We start from the raw sequence: 18610 nt of genomic DNA on the forward strand, positions 1-18610 counted from the left end.
GCCATTGCCAGCGCTGTAGTAAGTTGCATAAAAAAATCCGTAGCCAGTGTTAACTAACTACGGATTCTGATCTATTGGGAGGATCGGTCAAGCGATCGCTAAAATATTTCTTAACTGATCGGCATTAGGCATCCCGTGCCGCTCTTTCTCTGTTTTTCTACTGCATTGGCTCTTGTTTAAGATAAGTGTTTAAGAAGTTCAGGTAAGCTTCTTGTGCTTCTATCCGGTTTTCTTTATTGCGAAAGCCGTGGCCCTCGTCCTCAAACAGAACGTATTCGACCGGCACGCCATTCTCACGAATGGCCGCAACCATCTCATCACTCTCGACCTGCAATACGCGCGGGTCATTCGCGCCCTGTACAATCAACACCGGTGCCTGCACCTGATCGGCATGGAATAGCGGTGATATGCGGCGCAGGCGCTCGGCATGTTCCGCAGGGTCGCCGAGCTCATCGTAAAGGGACTGACGGAAGGTGGCCCACCAAGGAGGAATGCTTTCCAGCGTGCGCACCCAGTTGGTCACACCAAAAATGTTAATACCGGCGTCAAATTCGTCAGTGAACGCAAGTGCCGCCATGGTCAAATAACCGCCGTAGCTACCCCCCATAACAGCTATTTGATCGTTAGCTACCCATGGCAGGCTTTGCAGATACTGCTTACCGTAAACAATATCCTGCAAATCGTCTTCACCGTGACGGCGATCATCAAGGTGGTAAAAGGTAGTGCCATAACCTGACGAACCGCGGTTATTGATACCCAAAATGGCATAGCCATGATTTACCAGGTGTTGCAGCAGCGGGCTATAACCCTTGCGCGTCTGTCCACCCGGCCCACCATGAATGAAAATAACTGCCGGCACGGGGTTTTCTGCACTGGCCTGATGCGGACGGTAAAGAATGTTCGGGATCTCAATACCGTCAAAACTCTCAAAACGCACGACCTCACTGGCAACCAGATGCTGTGGATTGATGGCTGGGCTTAGCGTGTCAGTAAGGCGACTCACCTGGTCACTGCCGACTTGCCAGACGTAAAGGTTTGACGGAGACGTGTCTGAGTTAAGATAAAATATCAACAGTGACTCGTCGTCGGAGAAGTTTACTCCCTGCAAATCGCCCGCCGGGAAGTCGGGCATCGCGATAGGTTCACCAGTGTCCCGATCCAATATCGTGAGTTCAGTACTGGCATCGGCGTTCACGCCAATCACCTGGTAACTGCCCCGATCAGAAAAATAGACAAACATGACATCCCAGTCATCGGCATATTCAACTGCGTGCTGACCGGTGTTCAGCTCATAGGCCCAGGCTTGCACGAATTCACCATATGCATTGGTGCCGTAAATAAGTTGCTGGCTGTTGGGCGTGAAGCTAAAAATAGTATGGGCAACTTCTTTGTCACTGTCAGTGATCAGCTGCGGCTGTGCCGCTTCGCTTGTCATATTTAACAGATAAATGTCCGTATCTTTATTACTGTTGACCTTTGCCAATGCTAACCACTCGCCGTTAGGCGAAAGCTCCATTCCGGCCCAACCGCCTTCATTTTTGAAGACCATTTCACGGCTATAATCACTGACCTGGTAACGGTAAATATCAAAGCTGGCGGGGTCGCGCTCATTGGTCATTACGAAAAAGGCCTGATCATCAGCGCGCCAGCCCAGAAAAGATGCCTTCAGATTCTCACCCGGCGTGAGATCCTGAACCGAACCATCCAACTCACGTACATAAAGGTGATTCAACTCATTGCCGCCCTGGTCGGCGGTATACAAAAAGCGTTTATCGTCCGGGAACCAGCTAATGCCGGCATAAGCGTCGGCAGTGGACTGGGTTAACTGCGTTTTGCTGCCATCATTAACGGCATAGCTGTAGACATTAAAAATGCCATCAGCATCGCTGGTAACCAGGACCTCTTTGTTGTCATGGCTAACGGATGAGCCAAACAACGTCGTCGTGGCAAAAAAAGTTTCAGCGTCGTACTGCGTCACTTGGCGGGTGGGCTCTGACCGGGTCGTGCCAGCGTCCGCCGGGGCGTTCTCCTGTGCTGGGCTACAGGCCAGCACAAGCGAACTTAAGAGAAGAGAAAACAGCCATTTATTGTTAGACATTTGCGTATCCTCCGGTGAAATTCCGACTAAGTTTAGTCCAAATTTCACCCGACGCTAGTCGCCCTGCAGATACTTGCTCTGGAAAACTTTTACCGGTAACGGCTTCTCGTACAAATAGCCCTGTAATACGATCTCGGGGTCGCGTTCGGCCAGGTAATCTGCCTGTGCCTGGGTCTCCACGCCTTCAGCGACAATGCGTAACTTCAGGTTTTTAGCGATGGCAATCACCGAGTCGACAATCGCACGCTGTTCACTGTTACTGATCGCCTGCACGAAGCTTTTGTCTATCTTCAGCTCCTGAATCGGTAGTTTTTGCAGATACGACAACGAGGAGTAACCGGTACCGAAATCATCAATTGAGAATTGCACACCGGTTTGCTGCAAGGCGGTCATTTTACTCACAATGTCTTTCACATCTTCTACAAAAAGGTTTTCGGTCACTTCCAGCACCAGCCGACTGGCATCAACGCTGCTCGACTGTAACTCGCGCTCGATAAAGTACACGAAATCATACTTACGGAACTGCCGCGGACTGATGTTGATTGCCAGCGTGATCGGTTCTGGCAAACGTTTCAGCTCGGCCAGGGCGTGACGGACAATCCACTTGCCCAGGTCAACAATCAAATCGGTCTGTTCCGCGACCGGAATAAATTCAGCAGGTGACACCAGGCCGCGCTCCGGATGATTCCAGCGAATCAGCACCTCTACGCCGACCAATTCGGCGGCTGTCGACATTTTTGGCTGTAAATAAAGCTCCAGTCCGCCTTCATTTAGGGCAGTGCGCAACTCGCGCTCAATGTCGTATCGTTTTTCCAGCTCATGACTAAAGGCAACGTCATAAACAGCGGTCTGGTTGCCGCCCGCGTCTTTAGCTGTATGCACCGCAGTTTCAGCGTGCCGGATAATGGCCTCAGCTGACTCAGAATTTTCCGGATAAATTACGATGCCGGCACTGGCGGTGACCGAAACATGTTCGTCATTGACCATAATTCCCTGATTAATTTCAGAAAGGATCAGCTTCACCAGCACTTGCGTATCTTCTAATAAGGCACGGGTGGTTTTCGGCTGCGGCGCCAAAATCACGCCAAACAGGTCGCCGCCAAGGTTACCAACAAAGCCGTCTTTCTCATTAGCGACAAGATTGCGTAACCGATTCGCCACGGTCTGCAAAATGGCATCACCAAACTGAAAGCCACGTACGTCGTTAATTCGTTGCAGGCCATCAAGATCAAACAGAATGACCGCGCCATGCTGTCCGGTCTCTACCGCCGAGAGAAGTCTTTCCAGATGCCGGGTACAACTGGTACGGTTGGGAAGGCCGGTCAGTACATCGTTATAAGCCAGGTATTCGATTTGGGCCTCAGCTTCGACGCGCTCGGTAATATTCAGTTTACTTGCCAGATAATGCGTCACCCGGCCGTGCTCGTCACGCAGAGGAGAAATCGTCGCCCACTCGCGATACTCAACGCCATCTTTCGTCTGGTTGTACAGCTCGCCCTGCCAGGTTTCGCCACGCAGCAGGCTTTGCCAAAGCTGCTGGTATTCCTCTGCGGGGGTGCGGCCCGATGCTAAAAAGCGCGGGTTACGACCTTTGATTTCGTCAAGCTGGTAGCCCGTGGTTTCTTCAAATGCTGGATTCACATACTCAATATTACCTTTCAAGTCGGTAATCATGATGTTCTCATTGGCCTGCTCAACGGCCGCAGAGAGTTGGCGTAATTTCGCTTCGCGCTGACGGCGCTCGCGAGCGGCCAGCAACAAGGTTTGCGCAAGCACCCCAAACTCATTCGGTACGCGCACCGGCAGCTTACTCGCGGTTAGCCTGCCGTCCTGACCAAACTCTGTCACTGCATCGGCGAGTTGGCGCGCCGGATGGGCGATATTGCGCTGTGAAAGCCACCACAGCACAAAACCAACCACCACAAACAAAAATGCCAGCAGCGTCAATGGTAACCAGGGAATCGCGGCCCACTGATAAAATTGCGGGTCGTGCAAATACTCCACTATCAGCATATTACGCCGGGCCTGACGGTTAATCTGATGGCTCTCAATAATAGGTACCAGGGCAACGATATGCTTATGCTGCGGATGAAACTCAATCAGTGTTTGTCCGGTCTGGGACACGCGCTCAAGCGTGGCGCTTTCGAGCTCACTGACAAAATCTGGTAAGGCCCCCGTCATGAGCTTGGGTTCGTAAACAGCAACGAGCTCCTTATCGGGTTGGATGATAGCGGCATTGTTGACGCGCGGATGCACATGAATCTCACTTAGCAGCTCGGGAATGAGCTGCGTTCGATCATTGCTGTACATGCGGTTCAGTGAGCCCTGCGCGGCCGATAAACTACTGCGCAGCTCCAGCTCTGCAGAGCGCAATGCCGCACGCTGTTGCGCCTCAAGCATGAAATAGCTAAGTCCTGCCAATAGCAGCACTACCGCTACTAAAATAGGAATGGTGATTTGTACGCTTAAGCGCTGCCACCATGCCAGTCGCCTCATGAGTCTGCCCCGCATTGAGTCAGTGGCGTCACCCGATCGTAAACACCAAATTCTACCAGGTGAGCGGCGATTGCCGGTGTTGAGATACCCAAGACATGTTCAAGCGCCTGCATCTGCTGTCCGGCACCAATAAACTCGATGCCCTGCAACCCCGCCTGGAGTTCAGCCTCATTCGTATCGGTCAGTGCTTGCAGGGCCAGCCAGAATTGCGGCGATTGCTCGGCAAGCAGACGTTGCGTTTGTGGCCATGTCTGCTCGCGCAACGACAGAATAGCGCCTGACAGTTCGGGCCAGCGGTGCTTCTCGACAATCAGCACGTCAAAGATTTCCAGACGATGCTGACGCGATGAAAAAATGACATTAGCACCCACCTGCTTCAGCCGTTCGACAAAAGGCTGATAAGTCACAATGAAATCGATCTTATTTTCAGTAAATGCCTGTAATTGCTCGGAAGGCAACATAATGCTGCTTTGCACTTGTCGCGGAGGAATATTTGCAGCCTTTAGCCAACTGGTCAACATATAGCGGGCCAGGGTACTGTCTTCAAGCCCAACACGCAGCGGCCGATGAATGTCGTAGCTCCAGTCAGCGCGAGCCAGAATGGCATCGGCACCGCGCGAGTGGTCAACAACCATAGCGATACAATAGTCGCCCTCGGTCAGCGTGTTGATGCCAAGTGCATTATCCAGCGTAACAATGGCTCCCGCGGCAGCACCGTTGCTCAGCATGCGCAACACACTTACATCAGATGCCAACATCACAGTTTTCAGCTGCGCGGGAAATGATTCGGGCTCGGTAGTGACGGTTGCAAATAGAGGCGCAGCCCCGAGCCACGAGTTAGCAACAATTACAGCTTTTTGCTGCTGTTGCTGACACCCTAACAGTAAGAAACTACACAGAATTAACAGAGTTCGCTGCATGCTATGACTTTACGAGTCGCTTTGTTGATGAATGATACCATCAAGTGTAGCAAGCGCTAAAGATTTCTGCGGCGCCGGCCGGCAAAACGAGAAAAGCCCTGAATCAGGGCTAGAACGGGATATCGTCGTCGAAGTCCTGATCCGGGATAAATGGGTCGTTATCCTGCTGCTGCGGTTGCTGAGCCGGGCGCTGCTGGCCGCCTTGATTGAAGCCGCCTTGTGGCTGCTGAGCAGGCTGACGCTGTTGGCCACCGCCCTGTGAGTACTGGCCACCACCGGATGGCTGGCCTTGATAACCGCCACCCTGGCCGCCGCGGCTGTCGAGCATTTGCAGATCATTAATTACGACCTCAGTGGTGTAGCGTTCAACGCCGTCCTGGCCTTGCCATTTACGCGTTTGCAGACGACCTTCAACATAAACCTTTGAGCCTTTATCCAGGTACTCGCCAGCAATTTCTGCCAGACGGCGATAGGCCACACAACGATGCCATTCGGTTTGTTCACGCGGTTCGCCCGTTTGCTTGTCTTTCCAGGTTTCACTGGTGGCAATCGACAGGTTGGCAATCGCTGTATTATTTTGCGTGTAACGGATTTCTGGCTTTGCGCCTAAGTTTCCGATAAGAATGACTTTATTGATGCCGCGACTGGCCATGCCTTGCTCCTTTGCTCATGATTGATACGGCTTAACAATAGCCGTAACTTGTTCTTCATTGTAATCAGTTTTATGTACTTTTAAATAGGCGATTTGCTCATTCGCCACCAGCCTCACCTCTTCCACACCCGGGGCGTTAGCAAGTGATGTTGTCAGGGCTTCCACGTCGGTGGGCGGTAATTCTTGCAGTTTGAAACTGACATTCTGCCACTGGGGCGGCGGCAACATGCCGAAACTAATCATCAGCCAACATACTAGCAGGATCAGCGCAAAGGCAACAACGCCGATAACGCCTGCCGACTGTAAAATGGCACCGCCAGCGGCACCACCCACAAATGCCCCGGCAAACTGTGCCGTCGCGTAGATACCACTGGCACTGCCTTTGCGGCCAGCGGGCGCGAATCGTGTCAGCGTCGACGGTAATGTAGCTTCGAGAAAATTAAAGCCGGTAAAGAACAGGACAATAGCAGCGACATAAATCAGCCACGAGCCCTGGATAAATCCGATAATGGCGACCGCCAGCATTAACAATACAATGGCGACGCGGAAAAAAGCTGGTTGCTGCCGGCGCTTTTCGGCAACTATCAACATTGGAATCATAAAGGCGAACGATACAATCAGCGTTGGCAAATAAAGCCAGGCGTGCTGCGCGCTTGCCAGGCCTCCCAGTACCAGTTGCGTCGGTACCACCACAAAAAAGGCGGTAAGCAGGCAGTGCAGAATAAATACGCCCGCGTTTAAGCGCGCCAGCTGTGGGTGCTTAGCTAATGAGGCGAACTCTCGTTTATTCGGCAACACATCACCGCGCGGCGCACGTACTTCGACTTTAGGTACCGCAAAATAAAAAACCACCAGACCAAACACCGCACTCACTGCGGTGAATAAAAAGAGTCCCGACAGTCCAATATGCGGACCCAATAAAGGTCCGAGGATTAATGCCAGAGCGAATGCCAGACCGATGCACATACCGATCAGCGCCATTACTTTGGGGCGCTGTGAATCACGGGTAATGTCGGCCGCGAGGGCCAGAATAGCGGCTGCAATCGCACCCATGCCCTGCAAGGCGCGGCCGATCACCACGCCAGTTAACGTTTCTGCATAAGCTGCGACCAGACTGCCCAGCACAAAAACCAGTAAACCGCCTATAATAACGGGTCGACGCCCTATTTTGTCCGACAACATGCCCATCGGAATTTGTAATAACGCTTGCGTTAAACCGTAGGCGCCGATGGCCAGTCCGACCAATAGTGGCGTGTAGTCCGGATAGGCCTGACCGTAGATCGCCATGACCGGCATGATCAAAAACAGTCCCAGCATCCGTAGTCCAAAAACAGCAGCTAAAGCTCCGGACGAGCGGCGTTCAATTGCACTAAGGCGTTGTTCACTGGAAGGTTTTGGCATCAATCTCTCATTTATTTGAAACAGTGTGCTCGAGCTTGCGACAAAATTTTGAGGGTGATTGTACCAGAAGGTGGTCACTGTGCGATAATGCTCGTTTCACATTCGCCAACGGAGTTACAGGTTATTACTATGGACTTTATTGAAGTACGCGGCGCACGCACCCATAACCTTAAAAATCTGCAGCTTAAAATGCCTCGCGATAAGCTTATCGTCATTACCGGCTTATCCGGTTCCGGCAAGTCGTCGTTGGCGTTTGATACGCTTTATGCAGAAGGTCAGCGTCGCTATGTCGAGTCGCTTTCAGCCTACGCACGGCAGTTCCTGTCACTGATGGAAAAACCCGATGTCGACAGCATCGAAGGCTTATCACCGGCTATTTCGATTGAGCAAAAGTCGACCTCGCACAACCCGCGCTCGACCGTCGGTACTATTACCGAGATTTATGACTATCTGCGGCTGATGTATGCGCGGGTCGGCGAGCCACGTTGTCCAACCCATGATGAGCCACTGGCCGCGCAAACGGTTTCGCAGATGGTAGATAAGGTGCTTGAGCTACCTGAAGGCGAAAAATTAATGATCCTGGCGCCGATTATTCAGGACCGTAAAGGTGAGCACACCAAAGTGCTTGATAATTTGGCAGCGCAAGGCTTTATCCGCGCGCGTATCGACGGTGAGCTTTGCGATCTGAGCGATCCGCCAAAACTGGAACTGCAAAAAAAGCATACCATTGAAGTGGTTGTCGACCGCATTAAGGTTCGCGAAGGCCTTGAGTTGCGCCTCGCCGAGTCATTTGAAACCGCGCTTGAGCTTAGCGGAGGCACAGCAATTGTAGCGCCTATGGATGACGACGCAACGTTAGTGCCGATGATCTTCTCGGCCAACTTTGCCTGTCCGCATTGCGGTTACAGCATGCAGGAGCTTGAGCCTCGCCTGTTCTCATTTAACAACCCTGCCGGTGCCTGTAGCTCATGTGATGGTTTAGGTATTGAACAGTTCTTCGATCCGCAAAAAGTGATCAACAATGCCGACCTGAGTCTCACCGGCGGCGCCATTCGCGGCTGGGACAAGCGTAACTTTTATTACTATCAGATGCTGCAGTCACTCGCTAAGCATTACGGCTTTGACCTGAATAAGCCGTTCAATTCGTTGAGTGACAAGCACCGTGAAGTCATTCTTTATGGTAGCGGGCGCGAGAATATCGAATTTACCTATATGAATGACCGGGGCGACCGCGTCGTACGTCGTCATCCGTTTGAAGGTATTATTCCGAATATGCAGCGCCGTTACCGCGAGACCGACTCGACCGCAGTGCGCGAGGAGCTGGCGAAGTACCTCGCGGCACAGCCCTGTAAGAGCTGTGGCGGTACCCGCCTGCGTGAAGAAGCGCGCCACGTATTTGTGCAAAATACTACTTTGCCGCAGGTCGTTGAGCGCTCCATCGGCGAAGCGTTGCAATTTTTCAGCGAGCTTAAACTTGACGGCCAACGCGCTCAGATCGCCGAGAAAATCTTAAAAGAAATTAACGATCGTCTGGGCTTTCTGGTGAACGTCGGTCTGAATTACCTGAGCTTATCGCGCAGCGCTGAAACCCTCTCTGGTGGTGAGGCCCAGCGCATTCGTCTGGCCAGTCAGATTGGCGCCGGTCTGGTTGGCGTTATGTACGTTCTGGACGAACCTTCGATTGGTTTGCATCAGCGTGATAATGAACGCCTGTTGAATACGCTCACCCGCCTGCGTGATCTTGGTAATACCGTGATTGTGGTTGAGCACGACGAAGACGCGATTCGTGCGGCGGACTATGTGATCGATATAGGTCCTGGGGCTGGCGTTCATGGTGGTGAGGTCGTGGCACAGGGCGACATTAATGACATTCTAAAAAGTGAGCGCTCGCTTACCGCTGACTATCTGTCAGGTCGCAAGATGATTGAGGTGCCTAAGCAACGACATCAGCCGGGAGAGAACTGGCTGACGCTCTCTGGCGCCACTGGCAACAACCTCAAAGATGTCACGCTGAAGCTGCCGGTAGGACTGATGTCCTGTGTCACCGGGGTCTCGGGCTCGGGCAAGTCAACACTGATCAATGACACTCTGTTCCGCATCGCCCATCGCGATCTCAACAAGGCAACGGCCAACGAGCCAGCGCCTTATCGTGACATTGACGGCATGCAGTACCTCGATAAAGTTGTCGATATTGATCAAAGTCCGATTGGTCGTACACCGCGCTCCAATCCGGCAACTTACACTGGCATTTTCACCCCTATCCGCGAGTTATTCGCGGGCACCGAAGAGGCGCGCTCACGTGGTTACAAGCCGGGGCGCTTCAGTTTCAATGTCCGCGGCGGTCGCTGTGAAGCCTGTCAGGGCGACGGCGTGATTAAAGTCGAGATGCACTTCCTGCCCGACGTGTACGTGCCTTGTGATATCTGTAAAGGTAAGCGCTATAACCGTGAAACGCTGGAAATTACCTACAAAGGCAAAAGCATTCACGAAGTGCTGGAAATGACCGTGGAAGACGCGCACGGGTTCTTTGCGCCGGTACCGGCCATTGCCCGTAAGTTGCAGACCTTGATGGACGTTGGCCTGAGCTACATTCGTCTGGGCCAGTCCGCAACGACCTTGTCAGGTGGTGAGGCGCAGCGGGTGAAGCTGTCGCGCGAACTCTCCAAACGCGATACCGGTAAAACCCTGTATATTCTTGATGAGCCGACCACCGGCCTGCACTTTCATGATATCCAGCAGTTGTTGACGGTGCTGCATCGTCTGCGTGACCATGGCAATACTATTGTCATTATTGAACACAATCTGGATGTCATTAAGACTGCCGACTGGATTGTCGATCTGGGGCCTGAGGGCGGCGCCGGCGGCGGTGAAATTCTTGCCGAAGGCGCGCCTGAATCGATACTTGATTGTGAGCGTTCACATACAGCGCGCTTCCTGGCACCCATGCTAAAACAAAGTTAGGTTTATGACACAAGATGTGATTAGTGGCGGCCAGCCGATACACGCGCCGGATAATTTGAAGTCGCTGCTGCAGGAAATTCTGCAGCAAGCGCGTGAAATTACTGACGGCAAGGTTGCTGATTACATTCCTGCCCTTGCCGAAGTGTCTCCCGAGTGTTGCGCCCTAACGGTCGCAACGCTCGACGGCAAGGTCACCTCGGTCGGTGATGCCCATCAGCCTTTCTCCATTCAGTCCATCTCAAAGATTTTTGGCCTGATGCTGGCGATGGAGCGCATGGGTGACGCACTGTGGCAACGGGTACAAATGGAGCCCTCCGGACAACCCTTTAATTCCATTGTGCAGCTGGAGTGGGAACGCGGCATTCCACGCAATCCGATGATCAACGCCGGTGCCATTCTGGTTAGCGACGTGCTGGTAAGTCATTACTCAGCCAGTAAGTCAGCCGTTCGTAGCATGGTGCGGGGGCTGTGTAACCGCGACACGGTAACAGCTGATCCGCGCGTGCATGAGTCTGAGAAAAACCATGGCGCGCGTAATGCTGCGCTGGCCTACCTGATGAAAAGCTTTGGCAATATTGAAGCCGATGTTGAAGAGGTCTTAGATCACTATTTCTGGCAATGCGCGCTTAGTATGTCTACCGAAGATCTTGCCCGCAGCTTTGCCTTTTTGGCCAATCGCGGCAAGTGTCCCCGTAGCGGTCAGCAAATTACTTCACACCGTGATGCCCAGCGCATTAATGCGCTGTTGAGCACCAGCGGCATGTATGATCAGTCGGGACAGTTTGCCTTTACCGTGGGCCTGCCAGCGAAAAGTGGTGTGGGCGGCGGCATTGTCGCGATCGTGCCTGACTATGGTGTGATTGCTGCCTGGTCACCACCGCTGAATGCTTACGGTAACTCGGCACGCAGTATGGCGATGATCCGTAGTCTGGCAAATCAGCTTGGCCTGAGCGTCTATTAAAGTTCCAGCGGCCGCGGCGGCCAGGGTAAATGATAGCGGGCCAGTAAGGCGACAAAACTACCGTCGTCAATGCGTGGCTGCAACACGGCTTGCCATTCACTAAGGGTGAAACCTTTCCTGGGGTTAATGACGCTACGCAGGTCATACTCCATGTAAGGTTCGCTTTGCAGTAACAGCTGATCAAACCAGGGCTCATCCTGCAGTTGCACCAGATACTGATCATGGGTCATCACCACATCCAGGCGATTATTCAGCAACATCTTCAGATTCACCTGATGGCTCAGCGACAGATAAACATTGTATTTCTGTTCAAGCAGTTCCGCGTCAGTGCGGTTATTCAGAAATGAGTAGTGATAGCCGATAATACCGCCAAACCGCAGGCCCTCGCGGTTGAAAAACGCCTGATCCCGACGCTGTTGTTTGTTCAGTGCTATCAGCCGGCCCGCCCCCTTCACCAGGGTCTGCCCGAACTCCACTTCAGGCAAACTCTCCGACCAGCCCCATCCCGGTGACTCAAATAGCATCATATGACAGCAGCCAGAGCTGCTTAGCGCTCTAAAGCGTGCCTTCGAGGGGATGTCATGGATAACAAATTCATAGTCGTGCTGCGAGCGATTGAGGAGTTCGACCAAATCACCCAGCAAATGCGTTTCGCTGAAGGTTGAGAAATAGGGAGGGTACTCGTAAGCGGCAATATGGATCCGTTGCGCCGCCCTGCTGGAATTTGGAAGTAAAGCAAGTGCTAGAATAGCGAGTGCTATGAAATAACGCACGATGTCCTCAGCGCCACCTAAATTGAAATTTATCTTCCGCAACCCAACCACAAAAGTCAAGGCAAAAAACCAACCGCGTTATTGGTTATCGGATAATGGATATTGGTTTGCAGTATCTAATATCCAGTAACTATTAACGGGGTTGCCTTTGACAACGAAAAAAGGGAGCCAAGGCTCCCTTTTCAATTGCGTCAGATAAACGCCGCGCTATTAATCTAAGATTTTAGATACAACGCCGGCGCCTACTGTACGGCCACCTTCACGGATTGCGAAGCGTAAACCTTCGTCCATCGCGATTGGGTGAATCAGGTCAACAACAAATTTCAGGTTGTCGCCTGGCATGACCATTTCCACGCCTTCTGGCAGCTGTACTGCACCAGTTACGTCAGTTGTACGGAAGTAGAACTGTGGACGGTAACCTTTGAAGAATGGAGTGTGACGACCGCCTTCTTCTTTGGTCAGTACGTACACTTCTGCTTCAAACTTGGTGTGTGGAGTGATTGAACCTGGCTTCGCCAGTACCTGGCCACGCTGGATCTCGTCACGCTTGGTACCACGCAACAACGCACCGATGTTCTCACCTGCACGACCTTCGTCAAGCAGCTTACGGAACATCTCAACACCAGTTACGGTAGTCTTAGTGGTGTCTTTGATACCTACGATTTCTACTTCGTCACCCGTGCGAACGATACCACGCTCTACACGACCAGTTACTACAGTACCACGACCTGAGATCGAGAATACGTCTTCGATTGGCATGATGAACGGCTTGTCGATATCACGCTCTGGCTCTGGGATGTAAGTATCAAGAGCTTCTGCCAGCTCAAGAATTTTCGCTTCCCACTGCTCTTCGCCTTCCAGTGCTTTCAAAGCTGAACCTTGAATAACTGGCAGGTCGTCACCTGGGAAGTCGTACTCAGAAAGAAGTTCACGAACTTCCATCTCAACCAGCTCTAACAGCTCTTCGTCGTCAACCATGTCACATTTGTTCATGAATACAACGATGAAAGGTACGCCTACCTGACGTGACAACAGGATGTGCTCACGTGTTTGTGGCATTGGGCCGTCAGTTGCAGCTACTACCAGGATAGCGCCGTCCATCTGCGCAGCACCGGTGATCATGTTTTTCACATAGTCAGCGTGTCCTGGGCAGTCAACGTGTGCGTAGTGACGCGTTGGCGTGTCATACTCTACGTGTGAAGTAGAGATGGTGATACCACGCGCTTTCTCTTCTGGAGCGTTATCGATCGCAGCGAAGTCTTTCGCTGAACCACCGTAGGTTTTAGCCAATACAGTAGTGATCGCTGCAGTCAGAGTGGTTTTACCATGGTCAACGTGGCCGATAGTACCAACGTTAACGTGCGGTTTGGAACGTTCAAATTTTTCTTTTGACATGACTTTTCCTTAACTTAAGTTAAAAGTCCGGTCCCGTAGAGAACCGGACCAGACTCTACTTAATCTTTAGCTTGACGAGCAGCAATAACCTGCTCAGCAATGTTGTTTGGTGCTTCGTTGTACTTCAGGAATTCCATTGCATAAGATGCACGGCCCTGAGTCTGCGAACGCAGGTCAGTAGCGTAACCGAACATTTCTGATAATGGAACTTGAGCACGCACTTCTTTCAGATCACCTGGGGCATCTTCCATGCCTTCGATGATACCGCGACGACGGTTCAAGTCACCAACTACGTCACCCATGAACTCTTCAGGAGTAACAACTTCGACTTTCATCATCGGCTCAAGAACCGCTGGGTTTGCTTGCAATGCACCTTTCTTGAAAGCCATGCTACCAGCAATTTTAAACGCCATTTCTGATGAGTCGACATCGTGGTATGAACCATCGTACAACGTCGCTTTAACACCTAGCAGTGGGTAACCAGCAAGTACACCATTTTGCATTTGCTCCTGGATACCTTTGTCTACCGCTGGAATGTATTCCTTCGGTACTACACCACCTACGATTTCGTTGACGAATTCGTAGTTAGGAGTTTCGTCGTCAGAAGCGTCGAATTCCATCGGTTCAAGTTTCAGCCAGACGTGACCGAACTGACCACGACCACCTGATTGACGTACGAACTTACCTTCAACTTCAACCGCTTTGCGGATAGTTTCACGGTAAGCAACCTGTGGTTTACCTACGTTACATTCAACTTTGAACTCACGCTTCATACGGTCAACGATGATATCCAGGTGAAGCTCACCCATACCAGAGATGATCGTCTGACCTGATTCTTCATCAGTCTTCACGCGGAACGACGGATCTTCTGCAGCCAGTTTACCTAAAGCAATACCCATTTTTTCCTGGTCAGCTTTGGTTTTTGGTTCTACAGCAACAGAGATTACCGGCTCTGGGAATTCCATACGCTCAAGGGTAATCACGTTGTTCGGGTCACACAGGGTGTCACCAGTCGTTACGTCTTTCAGACCGATAGCTGCAGCGATGTCACCAGCCAGGATTTCTTTGATTTCCTGACGGTCGTTCGCGTGCATCTGTACCATACGACCAATACGCTCACGCTTGTCTTTTACCGGGTTAAATACGGTGTCACCTTGTGACAGTACGCCCGAGTAAACACGTAAGAAGGTCAAAGTACCAACGAACGGGTCGGTTGCGATTTTGAACGCCAACGCTGAGAACGGCTCAGCGTCGTCAGACTTACGCACGCCTTCTGATTCGTCTGGCAGGATACCGCGAATCGCTTTAACTTCTGTAGGTGACGGCAAGTACTCGATAACAGCGTCAAGTACCGCTTGTACACCTTTGTTCTTAAATGCAGAACCACACAAGCACAATACGATTTCGTTGTTCAGGGTACGCTGACGCAGACCTTGCTTGATTTCAGCTTCTGACAGTTCACCTTCTTCAAGGTATTTGTTCATCAACTCGTCGTTTGCTTCCGCTGCCGCTTCAACCAACTCGTTGTGATACTGTTCTGCTTCATCAACCAAGTCAGCAGGGATGTCTTCATAAGTGAAGGTCATGCCCTGGTCTGCTTCGTTCCAGTTGATCGCTTTCATTTTGATCAAGTCAACAACGCCTTTGAAGTTATCTTCAGCACCGATCGCCAAATGAATGGGTACCGGAGTTGCGTTCAAACGTGATTTGATCTGCTTAACAACACGCAAGAAGTCCGCACCAGCGCGGTCCATCTTGTTCACGAAGACCATACGTGGTACTTCGTATTTGTTGGCCTGACGCCAAACCGTTTCGGTTTGTGGCTGTACACCTGAAGATGCACACAGAACAACAACAGCGCCATCAAGTACACGCAGAGAACGTTCTACTTCGATAGTGAAGTCAACGTGTCCCGGGGTGTCGATGATGTTAACGCGGTGCTCTGGGAATTGTGCATCCATACCACGCCAGAAACAGGTAACCGCAGCTGAGGTAATGGTAATACCACGCTCTTGTTCCTGCTCCATCCAGTCAGTGGTTGCTGCACCGTCATGTACCTCACCAATTTTGTGAGACAGACCAGTGTAGAACAACACACGCTCAGTGGTGGTCGTTTTACCTGCGTCTACGTGAGCACAGATACCGATATTACGGTAGCGCTCAATCGAAGTTTTACGAGCCATAAATTCCTCTTTGGGTTAACTGTGAATTTACCAGCGGTAGTGGGCGAACGCTTTGTTCGCTTCGGCCATACGGTGGACGTCTTCACGCTTCTTCACAGCAGAGCCTTTATTTTCTGATGCGTCTAGCATTTCACCTGCCAGGCGCTGAGCCATGGATTTTTCACCCCGAGTACGCGCGGCATCAACTAACCAACGCATAGCCAGTGCATTACGACGCACCGGACGAACTTCTACAGGTACCTGGTAAGTTGAACCACCCACGCGGCGTGACTTAACCTCTACCGTAGGACGTACGTTGTCCAATGCTGTTTCAAATACTTCTAAGTGCTCTTTCTTGGTCTTTTCAGCCATGATATCTAAAGCACCGTAGATAATTTTCTCTGCGACAGATTTTTTGCCGTCTACCATGACGACATTGATAAATTTAGCCAACAACTCTGATCCGAACTTAGGATCCGGCAGGATTTTACGTTGACCAATGACGCGTCTTCTAGGCATCTTAATATTCTCCGATTAATTCAGGGTATTCCCCAAAACTTACAAATTACAGTGTTTGGCCTTACTAACGGAGAACCGTTAAGACTTCGGCCGCTTCGCGCCGTACTTCGAACGGCCTTGTTTCCGATCGTTTACGCCGGCACAGTCAAGCGCACCGCGCACTGTGTGATAACGAACACCTGGCAAGTCTTTTACACGGCCGCCGCGAATCAATACGACAGAGTGCTCTTGCAGGTTGTGACCTTCACCACCGATGTACGAAGAAACTTCGAAACCGTTGGTCAGACGCACACGACAAACTTTACGTAGCGCTGAGTTCGGCTTTTTAGGGGTGGTTGTGTAAACACGGGTACATACACCGCGTTTTTGTGGGCAAGCCTCAAGTGCCGGAACGTTGCTCTTAACAACCGGCTTTTGACGACCTTTGCGCACCAGCTGATTAACTGTTGCCATTCATAACTCCTGATTTTGTTGATGTCGCTCAACAGAGTGAAAAAATCCAAGTCCCCTGCATCCACGAGCTAAACGCCCGCCAATTACGGGGAGGCCGAATTTTAATGGTCAATAATTGGACTGTCAAGGAAAAGCGATGATTGGCGGCGCTTTGGCCGCCTGTTTTGTGCCTTAGCGGTCGGTTAATCGTTGTTGTGCCTCAGCATTCATTGGCCGGGCCTGGTTATTGAGGAAAATAACGGCGCGCGAGCCATCGGGATAAAAGCCGACGTAACTGCTAAAGCCAGCTGTTTGGCCATTATGCCAAACAAAGGTGTTGCCGTCGTCATCCTCTTGTAAAAACCAGCCAAGTGCCTGTTGGCAACAGTCACCAAAGTCAGCGCGGGGCGTCAGTAACACCTCCCGTAACTGCGGACTATCTGCAAGCGCCTGGTTCAGCCCCTGCACGTAGGCAATCATATCAGGCAAGGTTGCCACCACAGCACCGGCACCGGCCAGCGCCTGAAAACGCCAGGGTGATACCACATTACCTAAGGTATCATGCGGAATCGCCAGGGCCTCACGGTGCGGCGCATCAGGAGTAGCAACATACGCACTGGTCATATTGAAAGGCTTAAATACCCTTTTCCGAACCAGCTCTGCAAACGACATGTCATAGGCAACGGCCAGTGCTTCAGCAAGCGCTCCCACCGCGAAATTGGAATACAAATGTCCCTTGTTGTGCAGCTCAACGCTAGCAAGTGCTTGCGCAAGCATCTGTCGATCGTAATGTGCATAGGGGTCATGCCCCGTGGCCTGAGCAAACAGATCGGCAGGCAATCGCGGTAACCCGCTGGTATGTGTCGCCAGCGACTGCAGCGTTATCCCCTCAGGAGCGGATGGGAAGAAGCGCTGTAACGGCGTAGTTAAAGCAACCTTGCCCTCAACTACCGCACTGGCGAGCAGATAACTGACGATAGTTTTACTTACCGAGCCGATCTCGTACAACGTCTGCGAATCATGCTCGCCAAAATAATTCACCTGCGGGTCGCCACCTGAGATGATTGCTGTGGCACCGCCAAACTCGCCAAAGTCGTGCTGTTTCACTTGCGGTGCAGGAGTGTCTTCGGTTACCCGGGTCAGCGTGAGCGGCATGGGCAGGCCCTGATGCCAGGCGCCCACATAACTGCCCTCGCTTTGTGCTTCCCCCGCATAAGCCGCCTTGATGATCGGCGAAGTGAAGCTCAGACGCATGGCATCGATTTTTACTTCAGCCAGCGGCAGGCCGAAAGTTTGTTGGGCCGGACTGTCCAGGGTTCCCAGGTAGCCGTCTACGAGCACCGCAATATTTACCTGCAAGGGTAATTCATTGCCGTTGACATCAAGCGCGCCAGCGTATTGGCCTTCGTACTGCAGGCGCTGCAGTGCCGTAGCGTCCAGACGGGTCAGCGTTAACGGAAAACTTTGGCCCTGCGTGAACTCGCCGACCATGCGCTCGTGACTGACCACGCCCCGAAAAGCGAGGTTCAACTCGGCCACTTGCACAGTGACGGTGTCGCCATCCACCTCAAATGCACTGACCGGCTGCGCGTACAGGCCCTGATTCGGGCTGGCAAACGTGGCTTCACCATCTTCGATAGTGATGCCTATCACCATACTCAAATTATCCTGGTAGTTAAGCTCGCCTCGCCAGGTGCCATCTAAAGAACTAGCCATCGCAGTGCCAGACACTAGTATGGCGCCCAGCCAACACAGCAGTTTCGAAAGTAAACCTGATTGCGAAGATTGTCGAAGGGAATTCATGGGCCTCGGCTCCTTGTTGTTTGGCGACCACGTTGCA

Annotated in this window: 13 protein-coding genes; 2 read left to right on the forward strand and 11 right to left on the reverse strand. The window is 51.9% G+C overall.

What is annotated here, in order from left to right; translation table 11 throughout:
* Positions 1-157: 157 nt before the first annotated feature.
* From CWI71_RS01580 to CWI71_RS01600, 5 genes are all read right to left on the reverse strand, one after another.
* Positions 158-2098 carry an alpha/beta hydrolase family protein gene (locus CWI71_RS01580; RefSeq protein WP_126753514.1) on the reverse strand — a complete coding sequence of 647 codons (1941 nt, stop codon included), beginning with the start codon at positions 2096-2098 and terminating at the stop codon, positions 158-160.
* A 54-nt stretch (positions 2099-2152) separates the two neighbouring features.
* The gene (locus CWI71_RS01585) at positions 2153-4594 is read right to left on the reverse strand and encodes an EAL domain-containing protein (RefSeq protein WP_198678707.1); all 2442 of its coding nucleotides are present in this window, start codon (positions 4592-4594) and stop codon (positions 2153-2155) included.
* Positions 4591-5514, reverse strand: coding sequence for a type 2 periplasmic-binding domain-containing protein (locus CWI71_RS01590; protein ID WP_126753516.1), 924 nt, complete (start codon positions 5512-5514; stop codon positions 4591-4593). Before CWI71_RS01590 ends, CWI71_RS01585 begins: the two co-directional genes overlap by 4 nt.
* A gap of 109 nt (positions 5515-5623) precedes the next feature.
* Positions 5624-6166 (reverse strand): single-stranded DNA-binding protein, encoded by a 543-nt coding sequence (gene ssb / locus CWI71_RS01595; RefSeq protein WP_126753517.1) that lies wholly within the window; start codon positions 6164-6166, stop codon positions 5624-5626.
* A 15-nt stretch (positions 6167-6181) separates the two neighbouring features.
* A complete protein-coding gene (locus CWI71_RS01600; protein WP_126753518.1) occupies positions 6182-7567 on the reverse strand; it encodes an MFS transporter in 1386 nt (461 codons plus the stop codon).
* 129 nt (positions 7568-7696) lie between these two features.
* Between CWI71_RS01600 and uvrA the strand changes: the two genes are divergently transcribed.
* Both uvrA and glsB read left to right on the forward strand, forming a co-directional pair.
* Entirely contained in the window at positions 7697-10528 is a 2832-nt protein-coding gene (gene uvrA / locus CWI71_RS01605; protein ID WP_126753519.1) for an excinuclease ABC subunit UvrA, read from the forward strand.
* 4 nt (positions 10529-10532) lie between these two features.
* Positions 10533-11489 (forward strand): glutaminase B, encoded by a 957-nt coding sequence (gene glsB / locus CWI71_RS01610; protein WP_126753520.1) that lies wholly within the window; start codon positions 10533-10535, stop codon positions 11487-11489.
* On the opposite strand, the gene CWI71_RS01615 is transcribed toward glsB, so the two are convergent.
* From CWI71_RS01615 to CWI71_RS01640, 6 genes are all read right to left on the reverse strand, one after another.
* On the reverse strand, positions 11486-12262 hold the full coding sequence (locus CWI71_RS01615) for a hypothetical protein (RefSeq protein WP_126753521.1): 777 nt from the start codon (positions 12260-12262) through the stop codon (positions 11486-11488). The two genes, glsB and CWI71_RS01615, sit on opposite strands and share 4 nt — an antisense overlap.
* 210 nt (positions 12263-12472) lie before the next feature.
* Positions 12473-13657, reverse strand: a complete 1185-nt coding sequence (gene tuf / locus CWI71_RS01620) for an elongation factor Tu (protein WP_126753522.1) — start codon at positions 13655-13657, stop codon at positions 12473-12475.
* 59 nt (positions 13658-13716) lie between these two features.
* Entirely contained in the window at positions 13717-15840 is a 2124-nt protein-coding gene (fusA, locus tag CWI71_RS01625; protein WP_126753523.1) for an elongation factor G, read from the reverse strand.
* Between the two features lie 27 nt (positions 15841-15867).
* Complete coding sequence (gene rpsG, locus CWI71_RS01630) at positions 15868-16338, reverse strand: 30S ribosomal protein S7 (protein ID WP_126753524.1); 471 nt, start codon at positions 16336-16338, stop codon at positions 15868-15870.
* A 78-nt stretch (positions 16339-16416) separates the two neighbouring features.
* The gene (rpsL, locus tag CWI71_RS01635; RefSeq protein ID WP_126753525.1) at positions 16417-16791 is read right to left on the reverse strand and encodes a 30S ribosomal protein S12; all 375 of its coding nucleotides are present in this window, start codon (positions 16789-16791) and stop codon (positions 16417-16419) included.
* A gap of 171 nt (positions 16792-16962) precedes the next feature.
* A complete protein-coding gene (locus CWI71_RS01640; protein WP_157981031.1) occupies positions 16963-18486 on the reverse strand; it encodes a serine hydrolase domain-containing protein in 1524 nt (507 codons plus the stop codon).
* Positions 18487-18610: the final 124 nt, after the last annotated feature.

Source organism: Pseudidiomarina insulisalsae (assembly GCF_003987065.1).
In the GTDB taxonomy this organism is placed as follows: domain Bacteria; phylum Pseudomonadota; class Gammaproteobacteria; order Enterobacterales; family Alteromonadaceae; genus Pseudidiomarina; species Pseudidiomarina insulisalsae.